Source organism: Streptomyces sp. NPDC086777 (genome assembly GCF_040702065.1).
Classification (GTDB): Bacteria; Actinomycetota; Actinomycetes; order Streptomycetales; family Streptomycetaceae; genus Streptomyces.
In genome coordinates, this window is record NZ_JBFBJI010000017.1 from 39018 (window position 1) to 63485 (window position 24468).

The 24468-nt window shown below is 72.0% G+C and carries 15 protein-coding genes; 3 read left to right on the top strand and 12 right to left on the bottom strand.

Annotated features, from left to right (window positions below; genetic code table 11):
* Nucleotides 1–2: 2 nt before the first annotated feature.
* The 11 genes from AB0472_RS23920 to AB0472_RS23970 form a co-directional block, all read right to left on the bottom strand.
* Nucleotides 3–1259, bottom strand: a complete 1257-nt coding sequence (locus AB0472_RS23920; protein WP_366358743.1) for an SGNH/GDSL hydrolase family protein — start codon at nt 1257–1259, stop codon at nt 3–5.
* Nucleotides 1256–3601 (bottom strand): glycoside hydrolase N-terminal domain-containing protein, encoded by a 2346-nt coding sequence (locus AB0472_RS23925; RefSeq protein WP_366358744.1) that lies wholly within the window; start codon nt 3599–3601, stop codon nt 1256–1258. The genes AB0472_RS23920 and AB0472_RS23925 overlap by 4 nt, the downstream gene beginning before the upstream one ends.
* 125 nt (nt 3602–3726) lie before the next feature.
* On the bottom strand, nt 3727–5523 hold the full coding sequence (locus AB0472_RS23930) for a CBM35 domain-containing protein (RefSeq protein ID WP_366358746.1): 1797 nt from the start codon (nt 5521–5523) through the stop codon (nt 3727–3729).
* Nucleotides 5524–5558: 35 nt separating this feature from the next.
* Nucleotides 5559–6737, bottom strand: a complete 1179-nt coding sequence (locus AB0472_RS23935) for an ROK family transcriptional regulator (protein WP_366358748.1) — start codon at nt 6735–6737, stop codon at nt 5559–5561.
* A gap of 123 nt (nt 6738–6860) precedes the next feature.
* Nucleotides 6861–9047 carry an alpha-galactosidase gene (locus AB0472_RS23940; protein WP_366358750.1) on the bottom strand — a complete coding sequence of 729 codons (2187 nt, stop codon included), beginning with the start codon at nt 9045–9047 and terminating at the stop codon, nt 6861–6863.
* Nucleotides 9048–9139: 92 nt separating this feature from the next.
* A complete protein-coding gene (locus tag AB0472_RS23945; RefSeq protein WP_366358752.1) occupies nt 9140–10501 on the bottom strand; it encodes a sugar ABC transporter substrate-binding protein in 1362 nt (453 codons plus the stop codon).
* The gene (locus AB0472_RS23950) at nt 10498–11535 is read right to left on the bottom strand and encodes an acetylxylan esterase (protein ID WP_366358754.1); all 1038 of its coding nucleotides are present in this window, start codon (nt 11533–11535) and stop codon (nt 10498–10500) included. The genes AB0472_RS23945 and AB0472_RS23950 overlap by 4 nt, the downstream gene beginning before the upstream one ends.
* Nucleotides 11529–13946 (bottom strand): glycoside hydrolase N-terminal domain-containing protein, encoded by a 2418-nt coding sequence (locus tag AB0472_RS23955; protein ID WP_366358756.1) that lies wholly within the window; start codon nt 13944–13946, stop codon nt 11529–11531. The genes AB0472_RS23950 and AB0472_RS23955 overlap by 7 nt, the downstream gene beginning before the upstream one ends.
* Before the next feature lie 32 nt (nt 13947–13978).
* A complete protein-coding gene (locus AB0472_RS23960) occupies nt 13979–14917 on the bottom strand; it encodes a carbohydrate ABC transporter permease (protein ID WP_366358758.1) in 939 nt (312 codons plus the stop codon).
* Nucleotides 14918–14928: 11 nt separating this feature from the next.
* Complete coding sequence (locus AB0472_RS23965; RefSeq protein ID WP_366358760.1) at nt 14929–15954, bottom strand: sugar ABC transporter permease; 1026 nt, start codon at nt 15952–15954, stop codon at nt 14929–14931.
* Nucleotides 15955–16027: 73 nt separating this feature from the next.
* Nucleotides 16028–18088 carry a fibronectin type III domain-containing protein gene (locus tag AB0472_RS23970; RefSeq protein ID WP_366358762.1) on the bottom strand — a complete coding sequence of 687 codons (2061 nt, stop codon included), beginning with the start codon at nt 18086–18088 and terminating at the stop codon, nt 16028–16030.
* Nucleotides 18089–18454: 366 nt separating this feature from the next.
* Here AB0472_RS23970 and AB0472_RS23975 point away from each other — a divergent pair, with 366 nt between their 5' ends.
* Nucleotides 18455–19609 carry an ROK family transcriptional regulator gene (locus AB0472_RS23975; protein ID WP_366358764.1) on the top strand — a complete coding sequence of 385 codons (1155 nt, stop codon included), beginning with the start codon at nt 18455–18457 and terminating at the stop codon, nt 19607–19609.
* Between the two features lie 62 nt (nt 19610–19671).
* Here AB0472_RS23975 and AB0472_RS23980 read toward each other — a convergent pair whose 3' ends face one another.
* Nucleotides 19672–21450, bottom strand: coding sequence for a M4 family metallopeptidase (locus AB0472_RS23980; RefSeq protein ID WP_366358766.1), 1779 nt, complete (start codon nt 21448–21450; stop codon nt 19672–19674).
* Nucleotides 21451–21758: 308 nt separating this feature from the next.
* On the opposite strand from AB0472_RS23980, the gene AB0472_RS23985 reads away from it, so the two are divergent.
* Both AB0472_RS23985 and AB0472_RS23990 read left to right on the top strand, forming a co-directional pair.
* On the top strand, nt 21759–22985 hold the full coding sequence (locus AB0472_RS23985; RefSeq protein WP_366358768.1) for a serine hydrolase domain-containing protein: 1227 nt from the start codon (nt 21759–21761) through the stop codon (nt 22983–22985).
* 105 nt (nt 22986–23090) lie between these two features.
* Nucleotides 23091–24434, top strand: a complete 1344-nt coding sequence (locus tag AB0472_RS23990) for a CAP domain-containing protein (RefSeq protein ID WP_366358770.1) — start codon at nt 23091–23093, stop codon at nt 24432–24434.
* Nucleotides 24435–24468 lie beyond the last annotated feature (34 nt).

The following is a 24468-nucleotide window of genomic DNA, read 5'->3' on the forward strand; positions in this document are numbered from 1 at the left end:
GGTCAGCGGTCGCAGTCGAGGCTCGCCAGGTCGACGGAGTCGGCCATGGCCTGCATGCCCTTGTCGTCGGGGTGGAGGTGGTCGCCGCTGTCCAGGGCCGGCAGCAGCCGCGCCTGGTCGTGGGGGCTGCGCAGGATCCGGTCGAAGTCGGCGATCCCGTCGAACTCGCCGCCGGTGCGGATGTACCGGTTGACCTGCCGGCGCACGGCGTCGCCCGCCTGGTCCCACTCCGGCCAGCCCTCGAACGGCCCGACGGTCGAGGCGACCACGCACTTCCCGGCCGCGTGCGCCCGCCGGACGATCTCCCGGTACCCGGCGATCAGGCCGGCCGCGGTGACCCCGGTGTGGGCCTTGATGTCGTTGACCCCCTCGAAGAGGAAGACGGTACGGAGGCCCGGCTGGCTGAGGACGTCGCGGTCCAGCCGGTTCAGCGCCGACTGCCCGGCGCCGTCGGCGAGCACCATGTTGCCGGAGATCCCCTCGTCGGCCACGCCCTGGACCTCGGTGCCGGCCGTCCGGAGACGGCGGGCGAGGTAGTCGGGCCAGCGCCGGTTCTGGTCGCCGGTGGACGCCCAGCCGTCGGTGATGGAGTCGCCGAGCGCCGCCACCGCCCCGGTGCCGCGGCTCTTCGGCCGTACCGCGACCGAGTCCAGGTACCACCAGGAGCCGGTGGTGTCGGTCCAGCCGGCGGCGCTCTCCTCCGCGGTGTGGTCGCCCTGGGCGACGTACGAGGTCTGCATGGCCATGCCGTGCCCGGTGGCGGGGCTGGCCGCGTCCGGGCTGTGCAGGCTGACGACCAGGTTGCTGCCGGCGGGCAGGGTGCCGGGCATCGGGTCGCTCCACGCGGTGGCGCCGGCCGGCACGGTGACCGTGCGGGCGCCGTCGAAGGTCAGCCGCCTGTTGCTGCCCGGCCGGAGGGCGGCTCCCTCGCGCTGGATCCCGGCGTAGACGCTGTCCAGGGTCAGCGGCCGGTCGCCGAAGGCGTTGGAGAGGCGCACCCGCGGGTCGGTGCCGGCGACGCTGGTGTGCACGACCAGCCGGTAGCCGCGGTCGGGGGTGCCCTGTCCCATCCGGTCGGCGCTCGCCCCCCAGGTGACGACGTCCGGCCGGGCGGGGGCCGCCTGGACGGCGGCCCCCTGGGCGGGCACGGCCGGGTCGGGGCCGGTGGCGGAGGCACCGGCGGACCCGGTCTGGCAGAAGGCCCCGATCATCAGGAGGGCCGCCAGCCGGCCACCGGCCCGGGCCGGCCCGCCGGTCACCGCACCAGGTCCCTCAGCGTGACGGACCGGCCGGGTTCGAGCGTCACCGTCCGGGACGTCCCGCGGTAGGCGACCGTCGTGGTGCGGCCGCCGACGCTGCGGATCCGGGCCCGGGTCGGCTTGCCGTCCCGCCAGTCCAGGTCCACCACGAAGCCGCCGCGGGCGCCCGCTCCGGTGATCGAACCGGCGGCCGCCCAGGCGTCGGGCAGGGCGGGCAGCAGTTCCAGGTGCCCCGGCCGCGAGTACAGCAGCATCTCGGCGATGGCGGCCGGCGTACCGAAGTTGGCGTCGATCTGGAAGATGCCCCGGCCCTCGTCGACCTGGTAGATGTCGAAGAGGTTCGGTGACGTGCCGTTGCTGCCGTTGTCGGAGGGCCGGAGGTTGCGCACGACGAGCTGGTAGGCCTTGTCCGCGTCCTTCAGCCGGGACCAGCACAGCGCGCGCCAGGCGTTGGCCCAGCCGAAGCTGTCCATGCCACGTGCGGTGAGCAGTGCGGTGGCGCCCTCGACGATGTCGGCGGGCGTCGAGCCGTCGGGGCGGATCCGGTCGCCCGGGAAGAGGTTGATCAGCGGCGAGAGGTGCCGGTGGGTGGTCTCGCCGAGGTTGTCCGGGGACATCCACTCCTCCAGCCAGCCGGTCCTGGGGCTGACCACCGGCAGGTAGAGGCGGTCGCGGAGCTTGCCGATGGTGCCCGCGTACCCAGCATCCCTCTTCAGCTCGGCGGCCGCAGTCCGGAAGTTGCCGAACAGCATCCACACCTGTTCCTGAGCGTAGGTGATGCCCTTGGCGTCCAACGGTCCCTGCTCCGGTGACCAGTCGCTGTCGGCGATCAGCACCTCCTTCCCGTCGTCCAGGGTAGTGGTGAGCAGCCGCGCCTCCCAGAACTCGCAGGCACCCTTGAGGAGCGGGTAGATCTTCTCCAGGTGGGCGCGGGACCGGGTGAACTCGTAGTGCTCCCAGAGGTTCTGGCACAGCCAGGCGTTGCCCGCGGGGTGCCACCACCAGCCGCCTCCGCCGAAGGGGTTGGTGGAGATGGCGACGGTCCAGCCGGCGACCTTGCCGCTGGAGTTGCGGTAGCGGTTGCGGGAGTCCTGGAAGAGCCGCTGGGTGAGGTCCCGCCAGGACGGGAGCTGGTCGACGCAGTAGTCGGTGAAGGCGTCGAAGCACTGGGACAGGCCCAGCCGGTCGGACATCCAGTAGTTCATCTGGATGTTGATGTCGGTGTGGTAATCGCCCATCCAGTCCGGGTCGTTGCCGTCCAGCCAGATGCCCTGGAGCCCCATCGGCAGGCTGTCGCGCGATCCGGCGATCATCAGGTAGCGGCCGAACTGGGCGTAGGCGGCCTCCAGTTCCGGGTCGGGGTCGCCGGTGTCGGCGCGCGACTGGATGCGCGCCCAGGTGTCCAGTTCGCGCTGCTCGGCCGTCGAGGTGCCGAGCGAGAGGTCGAACTGCCCGAACAGCGCCCGGTGGTCGGCGGCGTGGGTGCGCAGCAGCGAGTCCGCCGGGTGCCGGGCGGCCGCGGCGACCTTGGTGCGGGCGAGCGCCACCGGGTTCACGGAGGGGTCGCGATAGTGGGCGGCGGCGTCCGGTGCGTAGTCGGTGCCGCCGCTGAGGACGACGGTCAGCTCGCGGCAGTCGGTGAAGGCGATGTGCGAGCCGGTCACCCGGACGCTGCCGCCGCTGCCGTACGCCTTGACGGCGGCCCCGTACGTCAGTCCGTTGGCGAAGGACCCGGCGAACGACCCGGCCGTGCCGCCGGTCTCCCCGTGGGTGCCTTCCAGCGTGACGGTTCCGGTGTAGCGCCCGCCGCCGTCCTGGCCGAAGTGCAGCACGATCACGTCGTCCGGGCGGCTGGCGAAGACCTGCCGCCGGTATGTCACGCCGGAGCGGACGTACGAGGCCGTCACCACGCCGTTGTCGAGGTCGAGGGTGCGGCGGTAGCCGGAGACGGCGCCCAGGTCGTGGTCGGGTATCTCGACGGTGAGCCGGGCGAGGAGGGTGAGGGACCCGAAGTCGGCGCGGCCGTAGGGGAACTGGCCGTCGGAGTCGAGGGTGTCGTTGAGCCCGCCGGTCCACAGCGTGGCGTCGGTGACGAGGAGGAGTTCCCGGCCGGGGTCGTTGCTCGCGAGAGCACCGAGCCGGCCGTTTCCGACGGGAAGGCCCTGCGTGATCATCGAACCGTCGTCGGCGGGCGCCTGCCACCAGAGCTGGTGCCGGGGAGCGGCGAGCGGCGCGGTGGACCGCACCGGAGCGGCGGAAGCGGTGAAGGCGGGGAGCCCGGCGAGGGCACCCGTGGCGGCGGCGAGGGCGAGGAAGCTGCGGCGGCTGGGGTGGTTGTCCATGGGGTTCCAATCCGACGTCCGAGGAGAAGCGCCGCGCAAGGGGCGCTGGGGGTCCCCCGGCCGAAGGCTGGGGGGAGGAACTGCGCGACCAGCCCCCACCGGCCCGCAGTTCCCGAACAACGCGGTTATCGAGGGGACTTGGGAACGTCGATCCGGTCGATGTCCGGCGCGTATCCCGACCCGCTGTCGAAGCTGACGGTGTTCGCCCCGGCCTTCAGCGTCACCGGCACACTCACCGTCGCCACGGTCCCCCAGTCCCCGGTGGACGGGAACTTGTGGCTGGTCCCGCCCCCGGCGTTGGCCGAGACGGTGGCCGACCGGGAGTCACCGCTGACGTAGGCGACCTTCACCAGGTAGGTACCGGCCTTGTCGACGACGACGTTGTTGAAGGTGAGCTTGCCGCCGAGGTAGAGGTTGCCGACCTTCCTGGCGCCGGAGCACGCGTCGCACCCGGCGACAGAGGCGTTGCCGCTCAGCGTGTTGCCGCTCGCCTCGGCCTCGTACCCGGTGGACGTCAGCGCGCTGCCCTTCGGCACCACGGTGAACAGGCGCGAGCCGTGCGCGGGAAGCGCCTCGGTGATCTTGTTCTGGAAGCTGCCGAGGTCCTCGTGGTTCCACAGGTCCCGTACCGACGCCTTGCCGGTGAAGCCCAGTGCCGTCCAGTCGGCCGTCACCGCCGCGGGCGAGGCCGCCAGGTTGAAGAGGGCCACCGTGTACGTGCCGTCGGCGTTCTTCACGGCCCAGACCTGCTGCGGGTCGGACGGCGTGACCGGGCGGGCCGGCGGGTTGTCGCTCTGGTCGACGCCGATGACCTCGCGGTTGGTCAGCAGGGAGAGGCCGTAGTCGTCGAGCTTGGTGAGGTCGTCGCCGGTGAACAGGGGCGACTTGGCGATGGCCCAGAGCGTGGCGTAGCTCTGCCGTTCGGCGTTGGTGAGGCCGTCCATCGCGCCGTTGCCGACGTCGAGGGAGTCGAGGTCGTTCCAGCCGCCGGGGCCCGCCTTCCCGGTCCAGGCCGGGGTGTCGTCCCAGCGGTCGTCGACGGAGTTCTCCCAGCTGACCAGGGTGTTGCAGTAGCACTCGACGTCGGTGTCGATGCGCCAGCCGTTGGTGTACTTCTGCCAGTCGGCGGCGTGCCCGTAGTCCAGGGACCAGGAGCCCTCCAGGTGGATCGGGCGGCCGGTGGCGGCGATGGCCTGGTGCCAGGCGGCCACGTCGGCGACGTTGTCGTACTGGTCGCCGCTCTTGCCGGAGCCGGGGCCGACGCCGTCGAGCTTGAGGAAGTCGTAGCCCCAGCCGGCGATCAGCTGGGCCTGGGAGTCTATGTACTTCTGCGCGCACGGTTTGTCGAAGTCGAGCTTGTAGGAGCTGTCCCAGCCGTTGGTGGTGCGCAGGTCGTCGTAGACGATGTCGGCGGTGGTGCAGCTCCCGGCGTTCCAGATCGGCGTCTTCCCGTCGCCGTACGCGCCCTTCTCCAGGCCGACCGGGAGGTAGATGCCGGCCTTGAGGCCCTTGGCGTGGATGTGGTCGGCGACGGCCTTCATGCCGCTGGGGAAGCGGGCGGGGTCGGCCTGCTGGCGGCCGTACTGGTCGTAGCCCTGCTTCCAGTTCCAGTCCATCCACCAGCCGGCGTCGATGTTGACGTAGTCGTAGCCGTACTTCTTCAGCTTGCTCGCCAGGGCGTCGGTCTGCTTGAGGACGTTCGCCTCGGTGAGGTAGCTGTAGTCGCCCTGGTCGTTGAGGCCGGGGTACTTGGACGACTGCATGCTCCAACTGGACCAGCCCATGTAGGGCTTGGCGGCGATCGGGGCGGGGGTCTGGGCTTCGGCGGCGGGCACGGCGGCGGCGAAGGCGGCGGTGAGCGCCAGTACGAGGACGGCTCTCAGACCGCGTGCGGGCAGGTGGGGGTACGACGGTGACCTCATGGGCCCTGCTTCCTGGGTTGGGGGTCGTGGGCGGCTCAGCCCTGGGGAGTGGGGGTGATGAAGGAATGGATCGCGGTGGCCGCGGCCCCGCGGGCCCACTCCTCGAAGGGGAGCGGGCGGGTCTGGACGTCGCACCGCGCGGCGGAGCCGAAGGCGGCCGCCGTGAAGGCGTCACGGATGTGCCCGGCGAACAGCTCGTGGGCGGCCAGGCCCTCGCCGGAGATGATCACGCGCTCGGGGCCGAACAGGTTGGCCACGGTCGCGATGCCCCGGCCGATGGCGTCGCCGGCGAGGGCGTACGCCTCCCGGGCCCCGGCGACGCCCGCGTGGGCGAGGGCCGCGGCCTCGGCCGGGCCGTCGACGCGGCGTCCCGTCACCCGCCTGATCCGGGCGGCGATCGCGGCGTCCCCCGCGATCGCCTCCACGCAGCCGCGGTTGCCGCAGTGGCAGAGCGGTCCGGCCGGGTCGATGGCCACGTGGCCGATCTCGCCGGCGACGCCGTGGGCACCGGCCACCAGCCGGCCGTGGACCACCAGTCCGCAGCCGATGCCCGCCCCGACGGTGACCACGGCGAAGTCGGAGAGCCCGACGCCGGCGCCGAACCACTGCTCGGCGACGGTCAGGGCCCGCACGTCGTTCTCGACGACGACCGGCAGCCCCGTGGTCATGGCGGCGAGGTCGGCGAGGGGGACGCCTCGCCAGTCCAGGAACGGCGAGTAGCGGGCGACCCCTTCGGCCCGGTCCACGTCTCCGGAGACCGCGATCCCGAGGCCGAGGACCGGGGCGCCGAAGTCCTGGGCCTCGACGCGCAGTTCGTGGGTGAGTTCGGCGATCGAGGCGAGCACGGTCTTCGGTGCGCGGTCGGTGACCGGCAGCCGCCGGGCCAGCCGGATCCGGCAGCACAGGTCGGTGAGGACGGCGATGACCGCGTCGCCGGTCACCTTGACCCCGATGAACAGGGCCCGCCCGCCGTCGACCCGCACCAGGTTCGCGGGCCGCCCGAGCGCGGGCCTGCCCCCGTCGCCGGCGTCCTCGGCCAGGTATCCGGCCGCGAGCAGCGGCCGGACCGCCCTGGTCACGGCGGCCGGGGACAGCCCGGCCCGGCGGGCCGCCTCCAGCCGGGTCAGGGGACCGTGGGAGAGGACCGTGGTGAAGATCTGGGAGGCGGCCGGCGTGGACACCGGAAACGTTTCGCCACGGGTGGTCGAGCGCATGGCCGGGAACCTATGACCCTTATTTTCCGCTGTCAATAAAAGAAACAGGAATCACCTGAAGATTCTCTGTGAGGTTGTTGAGACCTTCGAATGACGGGGCGGGGCACGGCCGTTGCCACCGGATCACGCGGGCGTGACCCGGGCGAGGTCGAGCAGCAGGGCCTGCCCGGGGTTGAGGTTCGGCAGCGGCAGCCCCGCGAGGGTGAGGACGGAACCGGGCAGGGTCAGCCGGTCGTCGAGGGCCGCGGCCAGCCAGGCGGCCCCCGCCACCTCGTGGAAGGACGGCAGGCCCAGCTCGGTGCGCACCCGCACCCGGTAGGTCTCCCCCGGTGCGAGGCCGGGCAGCGGCACCCGCCCGTACTGGCCCTCGGGTGAGGTGGCGAGCCGCGCCCAGCAGTAGAGGGCGGCCGAACCGTCGTGCGCCACGACACCGTGCAGCAGCGTCGAGTCGTCGGTGAGGTCGGCGCGGACCGTGCGGCCGCCGTGCAGCAGCGGGCGCAGCTCACGGTGGAGCGCGGTCCAGGCGGTGAGGCGGGCGAGTTCCTCCGGTGCGCAGCGGGTCAGGTCCTGTTCGATGCCGGCGTGCCCGAACAGCGCGGTGGCCAGCCGCAGCGGGTCGGAGCCGACCCGTCCGGTGGTGTGGCTGGTGCGCGGGCCGACGTGGGTGCCGACGAGTTCGGGGGGCAGCAGCTGCCCGGTCCAGCGCTGGATGGCCTGGCGTTCCACGGGGTCGTTGCAGTCCGAGGCCCAGACCCGGTCGGTCCGCTCCAGAATGCCGAGGTCGATCCGGCCGCCACCGGCGGCGCAGCTCTCGATCTCCAGCGCGGGGTGCCGCTCCCGGAGGGCGTCGACCAGCCGGTAGAGGGCCGTCACCTGGGCGTGGGCCACGGGACGCTCGGCGGTGCCGTGCACGCTCTCGTGGAGTTCGCGGTTGTGGTCCCACTTGAGGTAGGCGATGTCGTACTTCTCCACCAGGGCGTCCAGCGAGTCGAGCAGGTACTGCCAGGCGTCGGGGTCGGACAGGTCCAGTACGTGCTGGTGACGGGCGGACGGGCCGACCCCGCGGGCCGGGCCGAGCACCCACCCGGGGTGCTCGCGGGCCAGGTCGGAGTCGAGGTTGACCATCTCCGGCTCCACCCACAGCCCGAACTCCATGCCGAGCGAGCGCACATGGTCCGCCAGCGGGGTCAGCCCCTCGGGCCACACCACGGGGTCGACCGTCCAGTCGCCGAGCCCGGCGTCGTCGGAACGGCGGCCCCGGAACCAGCCGTCGTCCAGCACGAACCGTTCGACGCCGACCTCGGCGGCCTTGTCGGCCAGCCGCAGCAGCCGGTCCAGGTCGTGGTCGAAGTACACCGCCTCCCAGCTGTTGAGGATCACCGGGCGGGGCGCGCGCGGATGGGCGGGGCGGGCCCGCAGCAGGGTGTGGAAGCGGTCGGCGAGTCCGTCCAGCCCCTGGCCGGACCAGGCGAAGTGACAGACCGGGGCGGTGTACGTGTCGCCGGGGGCGAGCCGGATCTCCCCCGCCCGCAGGAGTTCGCCGCCGCCGAGCACCCCGGCGTGGGTGCCCGCGCCCTCCGGCAGCTGCTCGGCCAGGTACCGCTGGTCGCCGCTCCAGGCCACGTGGACGGCCCAGACCTCCCCGGCGCCGAAGCCGAACCCGGGCACGCCGACCGTCAGGAGGTAGGGCGAGTCCAGGCCGGGTTTGCCGCGCCGGACCTCCCTGCTGTGCGTGCCGAAGCCCAGCGGCCGCCGCTGGGGGGAGCGCTCCCGGCTCCACTTGCCGGTGAAGTCGAGGATCTCCGCGGCCCGCCGGGGCAGCGGCAGCAGGGCCGTGACCTGCGCCAGGTCGTACGGCTCCGGGTCGGCGTCCGGACGGCGGGTGAGGGTGGTGCGCACCCCGAGCACGCCCGAGGGCTCCAGCCGGTAGGTGACGGTGGCGTCGAGTCCGGCGCCGGGGTCGGTGAGGTGCAGAGCCAGTTCGCCGCCCGCCGGGCCCGGGTGGTGGGAGCTGCCGGCCAGGGTCAGCCGGGGCGCGGTGAAGGCGCCGGCGAGATGGCCCTCGTGGGCCGGGGTGCCGGACCAGCCGTCGGCCTCGGTGGGCCAGACGGTGAACCGGCGGGGGATGTCGATGGAGTTGTTGAGCACGGCGGGTTCACCGGTCAGGGCGAGCGCGGCCAGGGCGTCCTGCGACAGGTCGCCGAGGTCGGCCCCCCAGTGCAGGACCCTGGGCACCGGTTCCGTGAGCTCCACGACGAGGGCGGTGCCCGCCGCGCGCAGGATGTGGATCCGCGCCGTGCTGTCCGACATGCAGAGTCCTTTCGGGTCGCCCGGCCCCGCCGGACGGGCCCGGTGCAGAGGGGCCCGTCCGGCGGCCGGACGGTGGCTGGGCGGGGGCTGGGTCACTTCTTGGCGAGCAGTTGCTTGCTCTGGTTCTGCATGTCCGTGAAGACGGAGTCGTTCTTCTGGCCGGCGAAGTAGGCCTGGAACAGCGGCTGGAGCGCGTCCTGGAGGGCCGCGCCGTTGCCGTAGACCGGGGACGGGTAGAGGACCTTGTCCTTGATCATGTCCGTGAAGACGGACAGGTCCACGCCTGTCTTCGCCAGCGCCTTGGCCGAGGCGTCCATGGACGCCGGGATCGACGGGAAGAAGGTGCCGGTCAGGGAGGCCTTGGACTGGCAGGCCTCGCTTCCCATGTACGAGACCCACTTCCAGGCCAGGTCGGGGTTCTTGGTGCCGGCCCAGATGTTGTTGCCGTTGGAGTTGCTGAGCACGGACCGGGTCTTGCCGTCGGGGCCGTAGGGCGTGGGCGCGATGCCGACCTTGACGCCGGGGATCTTCACGAAGGTCGAGGCCTCCCACGAACCGCCGGTCTCCATGGCGACCTTGCCGGAGGAGAGCAGGTCGACGTCGCTGACGCTGTCGCTGAACTGCCCGATCCTGGGCGCGTAACCCTTGTCGGTCAGGGAGCGGATCCAGTCCATCGTCTTCACGAACCGCGGGTCGGCGTAGTTGAACACCGTCGGCCAGGTGGTCTTGTCGCCCAGCCGCCAGCCCGTGGTGCTGACCAGCGGGTTCCAGGTGAACTGGCCGATGAAGTCCTTCGACGCGACCTCGCCGTAGCCGTAGGTCCTGATGTGGGACTTGTCGAAGCCCTTCTCGTCGCCGCGGTGTCCCTTGGTGTCGACGGTCAGGTGGGCGATCATCTTGCCCAGTGTGCCGCCGTCGTCGGGGTTCCAGTTCAGCGACCTGACGTCCTGGTCGGTGTACCCGGCCTTCTTGACGGCGTCCTCGTTGAAGTAGACGCCGGACGCCGCCCAGTCCAGCGGCAGCGCGTACTGCTTGCCGTCGGTGTACTTCCACGCGTCCACGCCGACCGAGAACCGGGACAGGTCGAACTTGTCCTTGGCGATGTGGTCGTCCATCGCGAGCAACTGGTGCTGGGAGGCGTACGCCTGGAAGAACTGGACGCTGTTCTGGAAGGCGTCGGGCGCGGTGCCGGCCACGAACCCGGCGGTCAGCTTGGTGAAGTAGTCGTTGACGTTGTACTGCGTGATCTTCACCGTGGTGCCCGGGTTGGCCTTCTCGAAGTCCGTGGCGCACACCTTGTACGCGGCGGCCTGCTTGTCGTCCCAGGTCCACCAGTTGACGGTCTTGGAACCGCCGGCGGACGACGAGCCGCCCGAGCATGCGGAGAGCACGGCGGCCAGGGTGAGCGTGGCGCCCAGCGCGACCGTCTTGCGAACTCTGGTGTTTCTTCTCATCGTTCCTTCTTTCGGGAGGACGCGGTGGGTGCTGGGGACGGCAGCACCGCGGGGTGGGACGACGTCTTGAGGAGCGCGCCGAACGCGCCGAGGGCGACGGCCAGGTCGTCGGGTCCGCCGGCGTCGTGGCCGTTGAACTCCCACAGCCGCAGCTCCTTGGGGCCGGCGTAGGCGTGGTAGGCGGCGACGGCGGTGACCGGCGGGCACACCTCGTCGCGCAGTCCGGCGGAGAACCAGGCCGGGGCGCTCGCGCGGCGGGCGAAGGCGAGGCCGTCGAAGTAGCCGAGGGTGGCGAAGGTCTGCTCCACCCGGTCCCGGCGGGCGGCCAGGTAGCCGATGATCTCGGCGTAGGGCTCGGCTGAGGTGAGCCGGGTGGCCTGCCGGATGTCGCAGAGGAACGGCGCCTGGAAGTGGGCGGCGGCGAGTCCGGGCACGAGTCCGGCCACCGCGAGGGCGATGCCGCCGCCCTGGCTGGGGCCGAGGAGGGCGACCCGGTCCGGGTCGACGAGGTCGGTGCGGGCGCGCAGGGCGTCGACGGCGCGGACGGCGTCGGTGAACACCCGGCGGTAGACGTAGGTGTCCTTGTCCTCGATGCCGCGGGTGAGGAAGCCGGGGTGGGCGGGGCCGCTGCCGACCGGGTCGGGGGTGGCTCCCCCGCCGGCCCAGGCGCCGCCCTGGCCGCGGGCGTCGACCAGCAGGTGGGCGTACCCGGCGGACGCCCACAGCAGGTCGTCCAGGGGGTTGCCGCGCCCGCTGCCGTAGCCGTGGAACTGGACGACCGCGGGCAGCGGTCCGCGGCGGCGGCGGGGCATCCGGAGCCAGGCGTGCACGGGGTGGCCGCCGAAGCCGGGCAGGACGGCGTCGAAGACGTCGACCGTCTCCAGGCCGGTGGGGACCCCGGTGAGTTCCAGGACGGGCTCCCGCTCGGCGCGGGTCCCGGCGAGGGTGTCCTTCCAGAAGGTGTCGAAGTCCTCGGGTTCCCGGTAGGCGCTGCGGTAGCCGAAGAGGTCGGGGACGTCCTGTTCGCTCAGCACGGTACCGGCTCCCCTCGGGGGCGCAGCCGGGCGTCCAGCGCGACCTGGTGACCGGCCGGGAGCAGTAGTTCGGTGGCGTCGTCCCGGTGCCGGATCCGTACGGTCCCGGTCGCGTCGCCGGTGAGCCTGCGCACGGTGGCGCCGGTCAGCCGGCCCCCGCTCCAGGCGAAGTCGACGGCGAGGCCGCCGCGGCAGCGCAGGTCCCGGGCCTCGCCGTCGGCCCACTGCGCGGGCAGGGCGGGCAGCAGGTGGAGGGTGCCGGTGTGGCTCTGCAGCACCATCTCGGCGATGGCGGCCATGAGTCCGTAGTTGCCGTCGATCTGGAACGGCGGGTGGGTGGAGAAGAGGTTGGGCAGCAGGCCGCCCCAGCGGGAGCCGTCCACGGGGGCGTCCACCGTGACGTCGCCGTCGAGCGGGCGGGCGGCTTCGAGGAACAGCGAGCGGGCGGTCGCGGCGTCGCGCAGCCAGGCGCGCAGGGCGATCTTCCAGGACCACGACCAGCCCATCGCGCCGGATCCGCGGCGGTCCATCGACCTGCGGGCCGCGGCGGCGAGTTCGGGGGAGGTGTCGGGGTCGACGAGGCCGAGCGGGTGGACGGCGATCAGGTGCGAGAGGTGACGGTGGTGCGGGTCGGCCTCGGTGTGGTCCTCGGCCCACTCCTGGAGCCGGCCCTCGGCCGAGACCGGCAGCGGACGCAGCCGGGGCAGCGCGGCGCGTATCTCGCCGGTCAGCGGGGTGTCCAGGTCCAGCAGCCCCGCCGCCTCGACGGTCCGCTGGAAGGTGGCCCGGATCAGCGCCAGGTCCATGGCGGCGGACCGGGTCAGGGACCTCGGGGTGCCGTCGGCCAGGAAGAGGTTCTCCGGGGAGGTGGACGGCAGGGTGTCCAGGTGGCCGGTGCCGTCGTCGACGAGCCAGTCGAGGAGGAACTCGGCGCATCCGCTGAGCAGCGGCCAGGCCCGCTCGCGCAGGAAGTCCGGGTCGCGGGTGAAGTCGTAGTGGTCCCACAGGTGCTGGGACAGCCAGGCGCCGCCCATCATCCACAGCGCCCAGGAGGGATTGCCGTGTCCCATGCCGACCGGCAGCGCCCACCCCCACGGGTCGGTGTTGTGGTGTGCGACCCAGCCCCGCGCGCCGTACAGCTGCCGTGCCACCTGCGTGCCCTGGGCGGCCATCCGGTCGAGCAGGTCGAACAGGGGCTCGTGGCAGGCGCTGAGGCCGACCGCCTCGGCGCCCCAGTAGTTCATCTGGGTGTTGATGTTGATCGTGTAGTTGGAGGACCAGGCGGGGCGCAGGTCGGCGTTCCAGATGCCCTGGAGGTTGGCCGGCGGGCCGGTGTCCGGACGGGAGGCGGCGGCCAGCAGGTGCCGGCCGAGCTGGAACAGCACGGTGGCGGTGAGGAGTTCGTCGCCGCCGTCGAGGATGTCGCGGGCGACGTCGTAGGTGCCGGAGCGGCGCGGCCCGATGCGCAGGCTGGTCGATCCGAGCAGGCCGCGTACGTCGGCCTCGTGGTCCGTGAGGAGGCGGTCGGCGCCCTGGGCGGCGGCCCGGGCGGCTGCGGCTGCGGCCCCGGCCAGGTGGGTGGCGCGGTCGACGGCCGCGGTCCCGCGCCAGTGCCGGTCGGCGGCGGTGGAGCCGGCGAGGGTGAGCAGGACGTGGGTGGCGCCGGTGACGAGCAGGCCGCCCTCGTCGTCCCGGGCCGTGGTGCCGTCGGTGCGCAGGGTGAGCGCGAGGGCGCCGAAGGGGTCGTAGCCGTCGACGGGACCGTCCGCGTAGGAGAGCGGCTCGGCGACCTCGGGCTCGTGGGCGGGGGCGCCGTCCACGGGTATCTCGATGCCGAGCGTGATGCCGTCGACGGCGACCGTGCGCAGCACCTCGCGCAGCGGGGTGGACAGCTCGACGGACAGGTCCACGGTGCCGCCGGCCGCGTCCAGTGTCGTGCACAGGGCGCCGGTGACGGCGTCGGCCCAGACCCGGCGCCGGACGGTGGTGCCGTCGAGGTCGAAGCCGTCCTCGGCCACCGCGGTGTCCAGGTCGAGCGTCCTGCCGTGGTACGTGGCCCGCTCGCCGCCCGGCACCGTCAGGTACAGGTCGGCGTAGGGGAGGTACTCCTGGGTGTAGGGCCCCTCGAAGGTCATGAGCAGGGACTCGGCCGTGTCCTGGTCCCCGGCGCGGAGCGCGGCGCGGACCTCTTCGAGCCGCTCCGGGCCGGCCCCCTGGGCGCGGAGCGCGGCGAGGGCGGCGGCCGGTCCGCCTGGGGTGCCGGACCACACGGTGGAGTCGTTGATCTGGATCCGGGACCGGGCGGCGCCGCCGAAGACCATCGCGCCGATCCTGCCGTTGCCGACGGGAGCGGCCTCGGTCCAGTCGGCCGCGGGCGCGGGCCAGCTCAGCACCAGGTCGCTGGAGTGCATGACGATGTCGTCCAATCGAGGTGTGCGGGCGGTCACTTGAGGCCGGAGAAGCCGATGGAGTTGACGATGCGCTTGCCGAAGGCGACGAACAGCAGCAGCATCGGCAGCGCCGCGACCAGGGCGGCGGCCATCAGGCCCGCCCAGTCGGGGGCGGCCTGCGGCGAGGACTGCTTGAAGACGCCGAGCGCGAGGGTCAGGGGCTGCACGTCCTGGCTGTTGGTGATCAGCAGCGGCCAGAAGTAGTCGTTCCAGGCGTTGACGAACATCAGCAGCGAGACGGTCGCGATGGGCGCCGACGACATCGGCAGGATGATCTTGAAGAAGATCCGCAGCGGTCCCGCGCCGTCGAGGATGGCGGCCTCCTCGACCTCGGTGCTCAGGCCCAGCATGAACTGCCGCAGGAAGAACAGCGTGAACGCCTGGAAGAGCGCTCCGGGCAGAATCAGTCCGGCGAAGGTGTTGGTCAGTCCGAGGTCTTTGACGAAAACGAAGTTGGGCAGCAGCGTGAACACGCCGGGCACCATCAGCGCGGTGATGAGGATGTTGAAGACCAGGTTGCGCCCGCGCCAGTGCAGCCGGGAGAACGCGTAGGCGCCGGCCGCGGAGAACAGCACGATCAGCACCGTCTGCACGGACGCGTAGATCAGCGAGTTGCGCAGGTAGAGCGCGATGTCGATGGCGGCACCGGAGCCGCCCTGGGCCTGTGCCTCGGCGGTGGAGGCGATGCCGAGGACGCGTTCGAAGGCACCCCAGGTGAAGCCGACCGGCAGCGGCGAGGAGGGGTGCGTCGCCAGTTCGTAGTTGTTGGACAGCGCGGTGCGCAGGATCCAGTAGAACGGGAAGAGCGTGATGAGGACGACGACGCCGAGGTAGGTCCAGGCGACGATCCGGCCGGGCGACAGGCGCCGCGGGTTTTTCGGGGGCCGGGGCCGTGCGGTGGCCGTCCGGCCGGGGGCGAGGGTGACTGCCATGTCGGGCTCCTTCAGCTCAGGTCGGATTCGCTCGCGCGGGCGAGCCGCAGCTGGGTGAAGGTGACCGTGACGAGCAGGGCGAACAGGGCCAGCGAGAGGGTCGCGGCGTAGCCGAAGTCGAACTGCCGGAACGCCTTGCTGTAGATGTACATCTGCAGGACGTTCGAGGCGTTGGCCGGGCCGCCCTGGGTGGTGACCTGCACGATGTCGAACACCTGGAAGGAGTTGATCACCGTGAGGACGACGACCATGACCAGGATGGGCCGCAGCAGCGGCACGGTCAGCCGGCGGAACATCTGCACTTCGCCGGCGCCGTCGACACGGCCGGCCTCGTAGATGGTGGCCGGGATGGTCTGCAGTCCGGCGAAGATCAGCAGGGCGTAGTAGCCCATCCACTTCCAGATGCTGATCGCGGCGAGGGACGGGATGGCCCAGCCGCTGCTGCCGAAGAAGAGGATGGAGTGGCCCGTCAGGTGCTGGAGGACGAGGCTGATGACGCCGAGGGACGGGTCGAGCATCCACTGCCAGACCAGGGCGGCGATGACGTTGGAGATCAGGAACGGCAGCAGGATGACGCCGCGCAGCGCCGACGACCTGGTCACCCGGTGCAGCACCACGGCCGTCACCAGCGAGGCCAGGGTGCCGAAGACGACGGCCAGGATCACGAAGTAGACGGTGACGAGCAGGGAGTGCCAGAAGACGTCGTCGCCGAACATCTCGTGGAAGTTGGCCAGTCCCACCCAGTTCGGCGGGGTCAGGACGTGGAAGTCGGTGAAGCTGAGGTAGATGCCACGCAGGGTCGGATAGGCGTAGAAGACCGCGAACCCCACGACGGAGGGAATGATCAGCAGGAGCGCGACCGGCAGGTCGCGGCGGCGGGCCGCCGCGGACCTGGTCGGTGTGGAGCGGCCCGGCCTGCGGGGCGTACGGGTCTTCGGGGTGTGCGGGGCCGGGCCGGAGGCGGTGGCCGTGGTGGTCACCGCGGCTGACGGCGGTATGGCCGGCCGCTCGGGCTTGCCCTGTGATGTGACCACCACGGCACTCTCCTCGGATGTCAGGCAGATGGAACGTCGATCGGGGGCAGGGTCGGCGTCGGCGTCGGGCGGAGCGTCAGAGGACGATCCGGTCCACGTCGGAGGCGTAGTCCGAGGCGTTGCCGAAGGTGATCGTGTTGTCGCCGGCCTTCAGCTGGACGGGCACGGTGATCGACGCCGGCCGGCCCCAGTTGTTGTCGTTGCTGCCGGGCAGGAACTGCTGGAAGGAGGTGCCACCGGTGCTGACGATCATCGTGCGGCCGGTGGAGCCGTCGGTGTAGTCGAGCCGCATCAGGTAGGTGCCGTCGCGGGGCGCGGTGACGTGGTTGATCGCCACGGTTCCGGTGCCGCCGAGGTTGCCGACCTTCTTGCCGCCCGAGCACTCGGAGCAGTCGTTGACGGAGGCGTTGCCGGTGAGGGTGTTCGCGGTGGCCTCGGCCTCGTAGCCGACGGGCCCGCCGGCCGCCGGGGTGGTGACGGGGACCGCCTTGCTCGCCGGGGACCTGCGGCCCTTGGCGTCGTGGGCGACCACGGTGAAGGAGTAGCCGGTGCCGGCCTTCAGGCCGCTGACGGTGGCGGCGGTGCCGGTGACGGTGGCCGCCTTCGTGCCGTTCGCGTAGACGTCGTAACCGGTGGTCTTCGTACCGGTGTTCACCTTGCTCCAGGCGAGCGAGACGCTGTCGGCGGTGGACGCGGTGCCGTGCACGTTCAGCGGGACGCCGGGGTGGGTGCCGGTGGCGGCGGGCGTGATGCGCAGCAGGCGCGAGCCGTGCGGGGCGAGGTCGGCGGTGAACCTGCCGCCGGCCGAGCCGAGGTTCTTGTGGCTCCACAGGTCGCGGACCTTGGCCTTGCCGGTGATGCCGAGGTCGCTGAAGTCGGCGGTCACGTCGGAGTAGCCCTTGCCCAGGTTGAACAGGGCGACGGTGTAGCTGCCGTCGGCGTTGCGGGCGTACCAGACCTGCTGGGGGGTCTTCTGGCTGACCGGCCTGGCGGGGTTGCCGGCCTGGTCGACGGCGATGACCTCGTCGTTGGTGAGCAGCTTCAGGCCGTACTTGTCGAGCTTGGTGAGGTCGTCACCGATGTACAGCGGCGCCGACTCGATGGCCCACAGCGTCATGTAGCTCTGGCGCTCGGTGAGGTTGATGCCGTCCATGACGTCGGAGCCGACGTCGAGCGAGTCGAGGTTGTTCCAGTGGCCGGGGCCCGCGTCGTCGATCCACGGCACGACGTCGTTCCAGCGCGCCTTGACGGAGTTGTTCCACGTGACCAGCGTGTCGCAGTAGCACTCGACGTCCGTGTCGACGCGCCAGCCGTTGGAGTTGGCCTTCCAGACGTCGGCCTTGTTGTGGCTGAGCGACCAGGACAGCACGAACTCGATGGGGCGGCCGGTGTTCTTCAGCGCGGTGTGCCACGCCTGGATGTCGGGGACGTTGTTGTGCGCGTCGTCGCCCTGGTTGGAGCCCGGGCCGACTCCGTCGATCTTGAGGAAGTCCACGCCCCAGGACGCCAGTTGGTCGGCCTCGGACTGGATGTACTTGGTGGTGCAGGGGCTGGCGAAGTTCAGCTGGTAGGAGACGTCGTCCCAGCCGCTGGTCTTGCGCAGGTCCGGGTAGACGATGTCCTTGGTGGTGCAGCCGGGGGCGTTGTAGATGGGCGTCTTGCCGTCGTTGTACGCCTGCTGGTAGAGGCCGACCGCCAGGTAGAGGCCGAACTTCAGTCCCTTGGCGTGGAGTTGGTTGCCGAGGTACTTCATGCCGTGCGGGAACTTGGTCAGGTTCGGGGTCGGCCGGGCGTAGGCGTCGCCCTTGGGGTCGTTCCAGCCGGCGTCGACGTTGACGTGGTCGTAGCCGTGGGACTTCAGCTTCGAGGAGAGCACGCCGGCCTGCTGGAGGACGTGCGACTCGGTGAGCCAGTCACCGCCGTAGCCGCCGAAGTTGGTGGATTCGACGCTCCAGGTGCTGTAGCCCATGTACGGCTTGGCGGCCACGACGGGCGAGGCCGCGGCGCCGGTCGCCGGGGCCCCCGGGGCGTCGGCGGTGGTCGCGGCCCGGGCCGAGGCGGGCACGACGAGTGCCGCCAGGAGCGCGGAGAGGCAGGTGAGGGTTCTCAGACGTGTGGGCAGAGCTGGACGAGCCATGGATGTACTCCGTCTGGGCGCGGCTGCAGGCGGGCTTCCGCCTGAGGTGTGGTGGTGCGGGGAGCCTCTCGGTGCGGTCGTCCCGGGACTTCACCGGAGGGTTCGCTGGGACCAACGGGCACGTGGGTGGGGGCCACGCTCCTCACCGGTGCCTGACCGTCCCGTCCGCCCCGACGAGGAGTGCGGCGAATGTAGGCGCAGTTTCCTTCCAACGTCAACATAGTCGGCGGGCCGGAGAACTCCGACCTTTGGAGAAACGACCTAGGGGTTTCCGCCAGCCACCCACACATGACCTGCGGGTTTCCAGCCCAGAGAGCGGATGTTTGGCTCTTGAATTACTTTCCTAAGGAAAGGTAATGTCGTCCCATGACCCTCGCCGACCAGCCACCCGCGGCCGCACTCGTCTTCCAGACCCTGCTCCAGCACGGTCCGCTGAGTCGCGCCGAGCTCGGGCGGCGGACCGGACTGACGCCGGGCGCCGTCACCAAGGCGGCCGCCTCGCTGATGGCCGACGCCTGGATCACCGAAGGCGGCCGGCCCGCCACGGAGCGCACGAACGGCCGCCCGGCGACGCTGGTCGAGGTGCGGGCCGAACGCGCGCTGTTCGCCGGGGTGAAGGTCACCGGGGAGGAACTCATCGGCGTGCTGGCCGACCTGACCGCGAGGCCGCTGGCCTCCCACCGGGTCGCGCTGGACTCGCGGGACGTGGGCACCGTCGTGCTGGCCGTCGCCCGGCTGGTGGACCGGCTCCGGGTGGCGGCGGACCTGGCGGCCGAGGACGTCCTGCACGGCATCGGAGTCACCATCTCCGGTGACGTGGACAGCCGGCTGGGGACCGTCCAGTACTCGCCCTTCCTCAACTGGCGCCGGGTGCCGCTGGCCCAGCTGGTCGAGGAGGCCACCGGCACGCCCACGGTCATAGAGAACGACGTGCGTGCCCTGACCGTGGCCGAGCAGTGGTTCGGTGCCGGTGTCGGCGTGTCGATCTTCGCCCTGGTCACGGTCGGCGCGGGCATCGGCGCCGGACTCTCCATCGGCGGCCGGGTGGTCTCCGGCGCGCACGGCGTGGCGGGCGAGATCGGGCATCTGCCGGTGACCGGCGTCGAACGGATCTGCACCTGCGGCAACACCGGCTGTGTCGAGGCGGTCGCCTCCACCCACGCCATCGCCGAGCAGGCCCGGCAGGCCACCGGGGACCCGAAGCTGACCATGGACGACGCGGTGCGCCTCGCGCACGCCGGGGACCCCACCGTCCGCGCGGTCTTCGCCCGAGCCGGCCACGCCGTGGGCCTGGCCCTGGCCTGCGTCGCCAACCTCATCGGACCGGAACGCATCATCATCTCCGGCGAGGGCGTGGCCTCCTACGACCTGTTCGCGGACCACATCCGGCAGGCGTTCGTGGACCACGCGTTCGGCGCCGCGGTGGACTGCGATCTCCTGGTCCGCCCGCTGCCCTTCGAGGAGTGGGCGCGCGGCGGCGCCGCGGTCGCGGCGCAGCGCGTGTTCGCTCCCACCAGATAGAGGCGGGTCCGGGTGTCCAGCCCCCCGGCAGGGCACCCGGACCCGACGGCGTGTCGCGCGCGTCAGTGACGGGCGCCCGGCGTGTCGGCCTCGGTGACGTCGACCGCGGCCCAGGCCTGGTCGACGGTGCGGTACTCGACGCCGCTCGCGCCGTAGAGGTCCTTGGCCGCCTTCAGCGTCGCGATACGCGCGTCGTGGAAGTCGGTCGAGGAGACCATGTACCGGGTCAGGGCACGGTAGAAGATCGCCGTGGCCTTGGCGCGCCCGATGCCGGTGACCGTGGACCCGTCGTAGGTCGGCGAGTCGTAGGTGGTGGCACCGATCTTCTTGCGGCCGCTGCCCTCGGCGAGCAGGTAGAAGGCGTGCGAGGAGACGCCGGAGCCGGCGTGCACCTCGGCGTCCGCCACCTCGGGCGACCAGTAGTCGACGGTGCCTTCGAGGCGGTCGAGCGAGGGGTGGTCGAGGCGGCGCAGGAACTTCTGGCGCAGGCCCAGCTTCTCGCCCAGCAGATAGTTCGGCGGGTTCTTCGGGTTGTTCGCGAAGAACTCCACGCCGGAGCCGAAAATGTCGGCCAGCGACTCGTTGAGCGCGCCCGGCTCGCCGAACTGGTTGCCGTCGTTGTCGACGTAGGTCGGCTCCAGCTTGGCGGTGGCGTCCACCACGCCGTGGGTCAGCTCGTGGCCGGTGACGTCGAGGACGACCAGCGGCTTCTTGATCTCGTCGCCGTCCCCGTCGCCGTACAGCATGCAGCCGCAGGTGGAGTCCCAGAAGGCGTTGCCGACTTTCTTGCCCCAGTGGACCATGGCGCGGGCGGGCTTGGAGTTGTTGGCCATGCCCTTGCGGCCGAAGGTTTTCCGGTAGAAGTCCAGGGTCTCGGTGATGCCGTACTGGGCGTCGGCGGCGGCGCTGCCCCGGCTGCTGGTGGTGCCGTTGCCCCAACTGTCGGTGGTGCTGGTGAATTCGGCGCCCTGGCCGAAGCTCTCGGTCTCCCTGCCCTTGGCGTCCCGGGTCTCGGTGCCGTAGCGGGTGGGGTCCTTGAGCAGGAAGTTCTTGCGGGCTGTCTGCGTGGTGGTGAGCGGGACCTTGCCGACGAAGAGGGACCTGCCGGAGCCGTGGGCGGTCACCGGGTACCGGGTGGCGGCGGTGACGGACGCGCCGGCCAGGGCCCGGGCGCCGGTGCCGGTGGCCGGGTCGAGGGTCTCGCCGTGGCGGCGGAGGGTGTCCAGCAGCCTGGGCGAGAGGAACTCGTCGCTGTCCGGCGTGTTGCTGCGCACCCTGCCGGTGAGGGCGTCGACGACGACCGTGCTGGAGCCGTTCGCGCCGTCGACGGACACCTGGTAGGCGAGGGTGGCGGCGCCGTCGCGGGCGTCCACCACCAGCCGGGCCGGGCCGGCGTCGCCGTCGGCGGCCGCGGCGGCCTTCTCCTCGGCCTGGCGGGCGGTCAGCTTCGCCTCGGTGGCGGCGGGCCTGACGCTGTGGTCGGCCGCCCGGGTGACACCGGTGTAGGCCAACCGGCGGGAAAGATGGACGACGAGGTCGCCGCCGAGCACCGGCATCCCCTGGTGGGTGCGGACGAAGCGGACATGGCGTGCCCCCTCGGGGTCGATCATCACGTCCTGCGGGCGGAGCTCGTCGCCCGCGCCGACGCCGGTCGCCGCGGCATGGGCGAAGGCCGCGGTCCGGGCCGCCGCCACCACCTGCGCGGCCGTCGTGGCGGAGGCCGTCGCGGCCGGCTGTCGTTCCCCCGTCGCCGGGCCGGCGAAGGCCGTACCGGCCAGGCCCGTGGCGGCCGTCGTCACCGCGACGGCGACCGCCACGCTGCGTATGTGCGTGCTACGCACTGATCAGGGTTCCTTCGTTCGAAGGCGGTCGTGGTCATCAACCGCCTTGCGGCAAAGCGCCGTTGGGCGCCGAGGGGGCTGGTCGGGCCCCGGGCAGCAACCCTTCCGGACGAATCATGTCCATGTAAAGCGCAATTCGTCGCTTTTCTTGCTTTTCATGGCAATACTTGGCGAGCCCGCACCGCACGGTGATCAGCGAATGACCAACTGTGCGTCGGCTGTGGAGATGTGACGGGATGCGAGAGGGTTCCCCGACCCGTGTGTGACTCATCTCGCATCGAAGACGGCTCAGAGAGGAACAGGTCCGAATGGTCTCGTCAGTGGTGTGCAGAAGTGCGGTGCTGGGGGCGGTGACGCTGTCGCTGCTCGCGGTCCCGGCCCAGGCGGCAACCCAGAGGACGGCGGCGAAGGCCCGGGCGGCCGCCACGCTCCCGGCGCCCGACACGGCGGGTCTGGCCGCGGTGCTGCGCTCGGTGGTGGCGAAGGGCGCGCCCGGCGCGATGGCCCGCATCGACGACGGCACCCAGGTCTACCGGTCCGCCCAGGGCATCGCCGACCGCGCGAGCCGACGGGCCCTCACCACCACCGACCGCTTCCGGGTGGGCAGCGTCACCAAGACGTTCTCGACGGTGGTCCTGCTGCAACTGGTGGACGAGGGCAGGCTCGCCCTGGACGCCCCGGTCAACCGCTACCTGCCGGGGCTGCTGCCGGACGACCGCATCACCGTGCGGCACGTGCTGAGCCACCGCAGCGGCCTGTACGACTACACCAACGACATGTTCGCCGACAGCGTGTCCGGCTTCGAGGCCGTGCGCGACAAGGTCTTCACCTACCGCCAGCTGGTGAACCTGTCACTGAAGAAGGCGCGCACCAACGCGCCGGGCGCCGCCTACTCGTACTCCAACACCAACTTCGTGGTCGCCGGCATGCTGATCGAGAAGCTCACCGGGCACAGCGTGCGCACGGAGTACGAGAACCGCATCTTCAAGCCCCTGAAGCTGAACGACACCTTCTACGTCCACCCCGACACGAAGATCCCCGGGCAGCACGCCAACGGCTACCTCAGCGCGGACCGGGCGGGCGCCGCGCCCGTCGACGCCACGGACCAGACGGTCTCCTGGGCGCAGAGCGCGGGCGCCATCATCTCCAGCGCACGCGACCTCGACACGTTCTACTCGGCGCTGGTGCGCGGCAGGCTGACCTCGGCCGCCCGGCTCGCGGAGATGGAGCGCTTCACCCGCGTCAACTCCAACACCTCCTACGGCCTCGGGCTGCGCCGCCGCGACCTGTCCTGCGGGGTCTCGGTGTACGGCCACACGGGCGCCGTACAGGGCTACTACACGTACGCCTTCACCAGCAAGGACGGCAAGCGCAGCGTCACCGCGCTGGCCAACGCCTCCAACAGCTCCGACGTGCTCAACGCGCTGGCGGCCACGCTGGAACCGGCGTTCTGCGGCAAGCAGAAGTCGCCGCGGAGCGCGGCCGTGCCGCTGGAGCACGAGGACGTGGCACCGGCCGTGCCCCGGGAGCAGTAGCCCCCAGGCACGCCGGGGAACCTCGCGCCCGGACCGGACGTTCAACCGGCGACTCCCCCACCGGGCGCGACGTTCGGCCCCCGCACCCACCACAGAGGCGGCGCGATGAGCGAGCTGGTCCCCGGGGGCAATCTGCCCCTTCCGGGCGGCGCGCTGACGCTGCGGGTGCCCGGCCCCTTCGACGTGTCGGCGCTGATCACCGACGAGAGCGGCAGGGTCGGCGGGGACGCCGACTTCGTCTTCTACAACCAGCCGGACGCGCCCGGCGTCCGGCTGCGCGGTGACACGCTGACCGTCGAGCCGGTCCTGCTGCGGGCCGGCGCGCAGCGCGTCACCCTCACGGTCACCGCCGCCGAGCCCGGCACCCCGCTCGGCCGGCTGCCCGCCGCCACCCTGTACGTGACCGACCGCCTCGGCCGCACGGTGGCCCGCTTCGCACCGCCGCGCCCGCAGACGGAGACCCTGTTGCTGCTCTCCGAGATATACCGGCGGGGCACCGGCTGGAAGCTGCGCGCGATCGGCCAGGGGTACGCGGACGGACTGGCCGGGATCGCCCGGGACTTCGGGGTCGAGGTGGTCGAGGACCGGCAGCCCTCCCCCGGCTCCCGCGCCACCATCCCGGCCCAGCGCACGGCCGCCTCGCCGGCACGCCCCTCCGCGGCCGCGCTCCCCGATCCGGACGGCCTGCTGGGCCTGGTCAACTCCGCCCGCGCCCGGGCCGGCCGCCCTCCGGTGGCCCCGGACGCCCGGCTGGCCTCGGCCGCCCTCGCCCACGCCACGGCGATGGCCGGCGCCGGCCGGCTGGCCGGCGAGGGCCCCGACGGCGTCTCGGTCCACCAGCGCATCAGCCGCAGCGGATTCGCCTATGTCACGGTCGGCGAACACCTGGTCTCCGGCCCCCGCACCCCGGCCGAGTTCGTCGACTACTGCCTGCGCACCGAGGACGCCCGGCGGACCCTGCTCGACCCGGCGTTCACCCACGCGGGCCTCGCCCACGCCCGCGGCCCGCGGGACGGGGACACCTACTGGACCGCGCTGTGGGCCAGACCCCTCACCCAGGCCGAACTGAGCCGCACCCGCGCCGAGGTCGCCGACCTCACCAACCGGGAGCGCACCCGGGCCGGGCTGCGGCCGCTCGCGGCGGATCCGCAGCTGGCAGCGGCCGCGCAGGCGTACAGCACGGACATGGCGACCCGCGACTTCTACTCGCACACCTCCCCGGAGGGCACCCAGCCCTGGGACCGGGCCGCCGCCGCGGGCTCCCGGCGGCGCACCATCGGCGAGAACATCGCCTGCGGCCAGCGTTCCGCCGCCGAGGTGGTGGAGGGCTGGATGAACAGCCCGGGCCACCGGGCCAACATCCTCAAACCGGACTTCACACACATAGGCATCGGCTTCGCCGGGGGCGGCCGGGCCGGCACCTACTGGACCCAGCTGTTCGGTGCCTGAACCGGTACCGTCCGTGATCTTGGCGGAACGGGTC

Excerpts from the sequence above, each read along its gene's own strand:
- AB0472_RS23925 (WP_366358744.1), bottom strand. The coding sequence starts at position 3,601 with ATGGACAACCACCCCAGCCGCCGCAGCTTCCTCGCCCTCGCCGCCGCC.
- AB0472_RS23930 (WP_366358746.1), bottom strand. The coding sequence starts at position 5,523 with ATGAGGTCACCGTCGTACCCCCACCTGCCCGCACGCGGTCTGAGAGCC.
- AB0472_RS23935 (WP_366358748.1), bottom strand. The coding sequence starts at position 6,737 with ATGCGCTCGACCACCCGTGGCGAAACGTTTCCGGTGTCCACGCCGGCC.
- AB0472_RS23940 (WP_366358750.1), bottom strand. The coding sequence starts at position 9,047 with ATGTCGGACAGCACGGCGCGGATCCACATCCTGCGCGCGGCGGGCACC.
- AB0472_RS23945 (WP_366358752.1), bottom strand. The coding sequence starts at position 10,501 with ATGAGAAGAAACACCAGAGTTCGCAAGACGGTCGCGCTGGGCGCCACG.
- AB0472_RS23955 (WP_366358756.1), bottom strand. The coding sequence starts at position 13,946 with ATGCACTCCAGCGACCTGGTGCTGAGCTGGCCCGCGCCCGCGGCCGAC.
- AB0472_RS23960 (WP_366358758.1), bottom strand. The coding sequence starts at position 14,917 with ATGGCAGTCACCCTCGCCCCCGGCCGGACGGCCACCGCACGGCCCCGG.
- AB0472_RS23970 (WP_366358762.1), bottom strand. The coding sequence starts at position 18,088 with ATGGCTCGTCCAGCTCTGCCCACACGTCTGAGAACCCTCACCTGCCTC.
- AB0472_RS23975 (WP_366358764.1), top strand. The coding sequence starts at position 18,455 with ATGACCCTCGCCGACCAGCCACCCGCGGCCGCACTCGTCTTCCAGACC.
- AB0472_RS23985 (WP_366358768.1), top strand. The coding sequence starts at position 21,759 with ATGGTCTCGTCAGTGGTGTGCAGAAGTGCGGTGCTGGGGGCGGTGACG.
- AB0472_RS23990 (WP_366358770.1), top strand. The coding sequence starts at position 23,091 with ATGAGCGAGCTGGTCCCCGGGGGCAATCTGCCCCTTCCGGGCGGCGCG.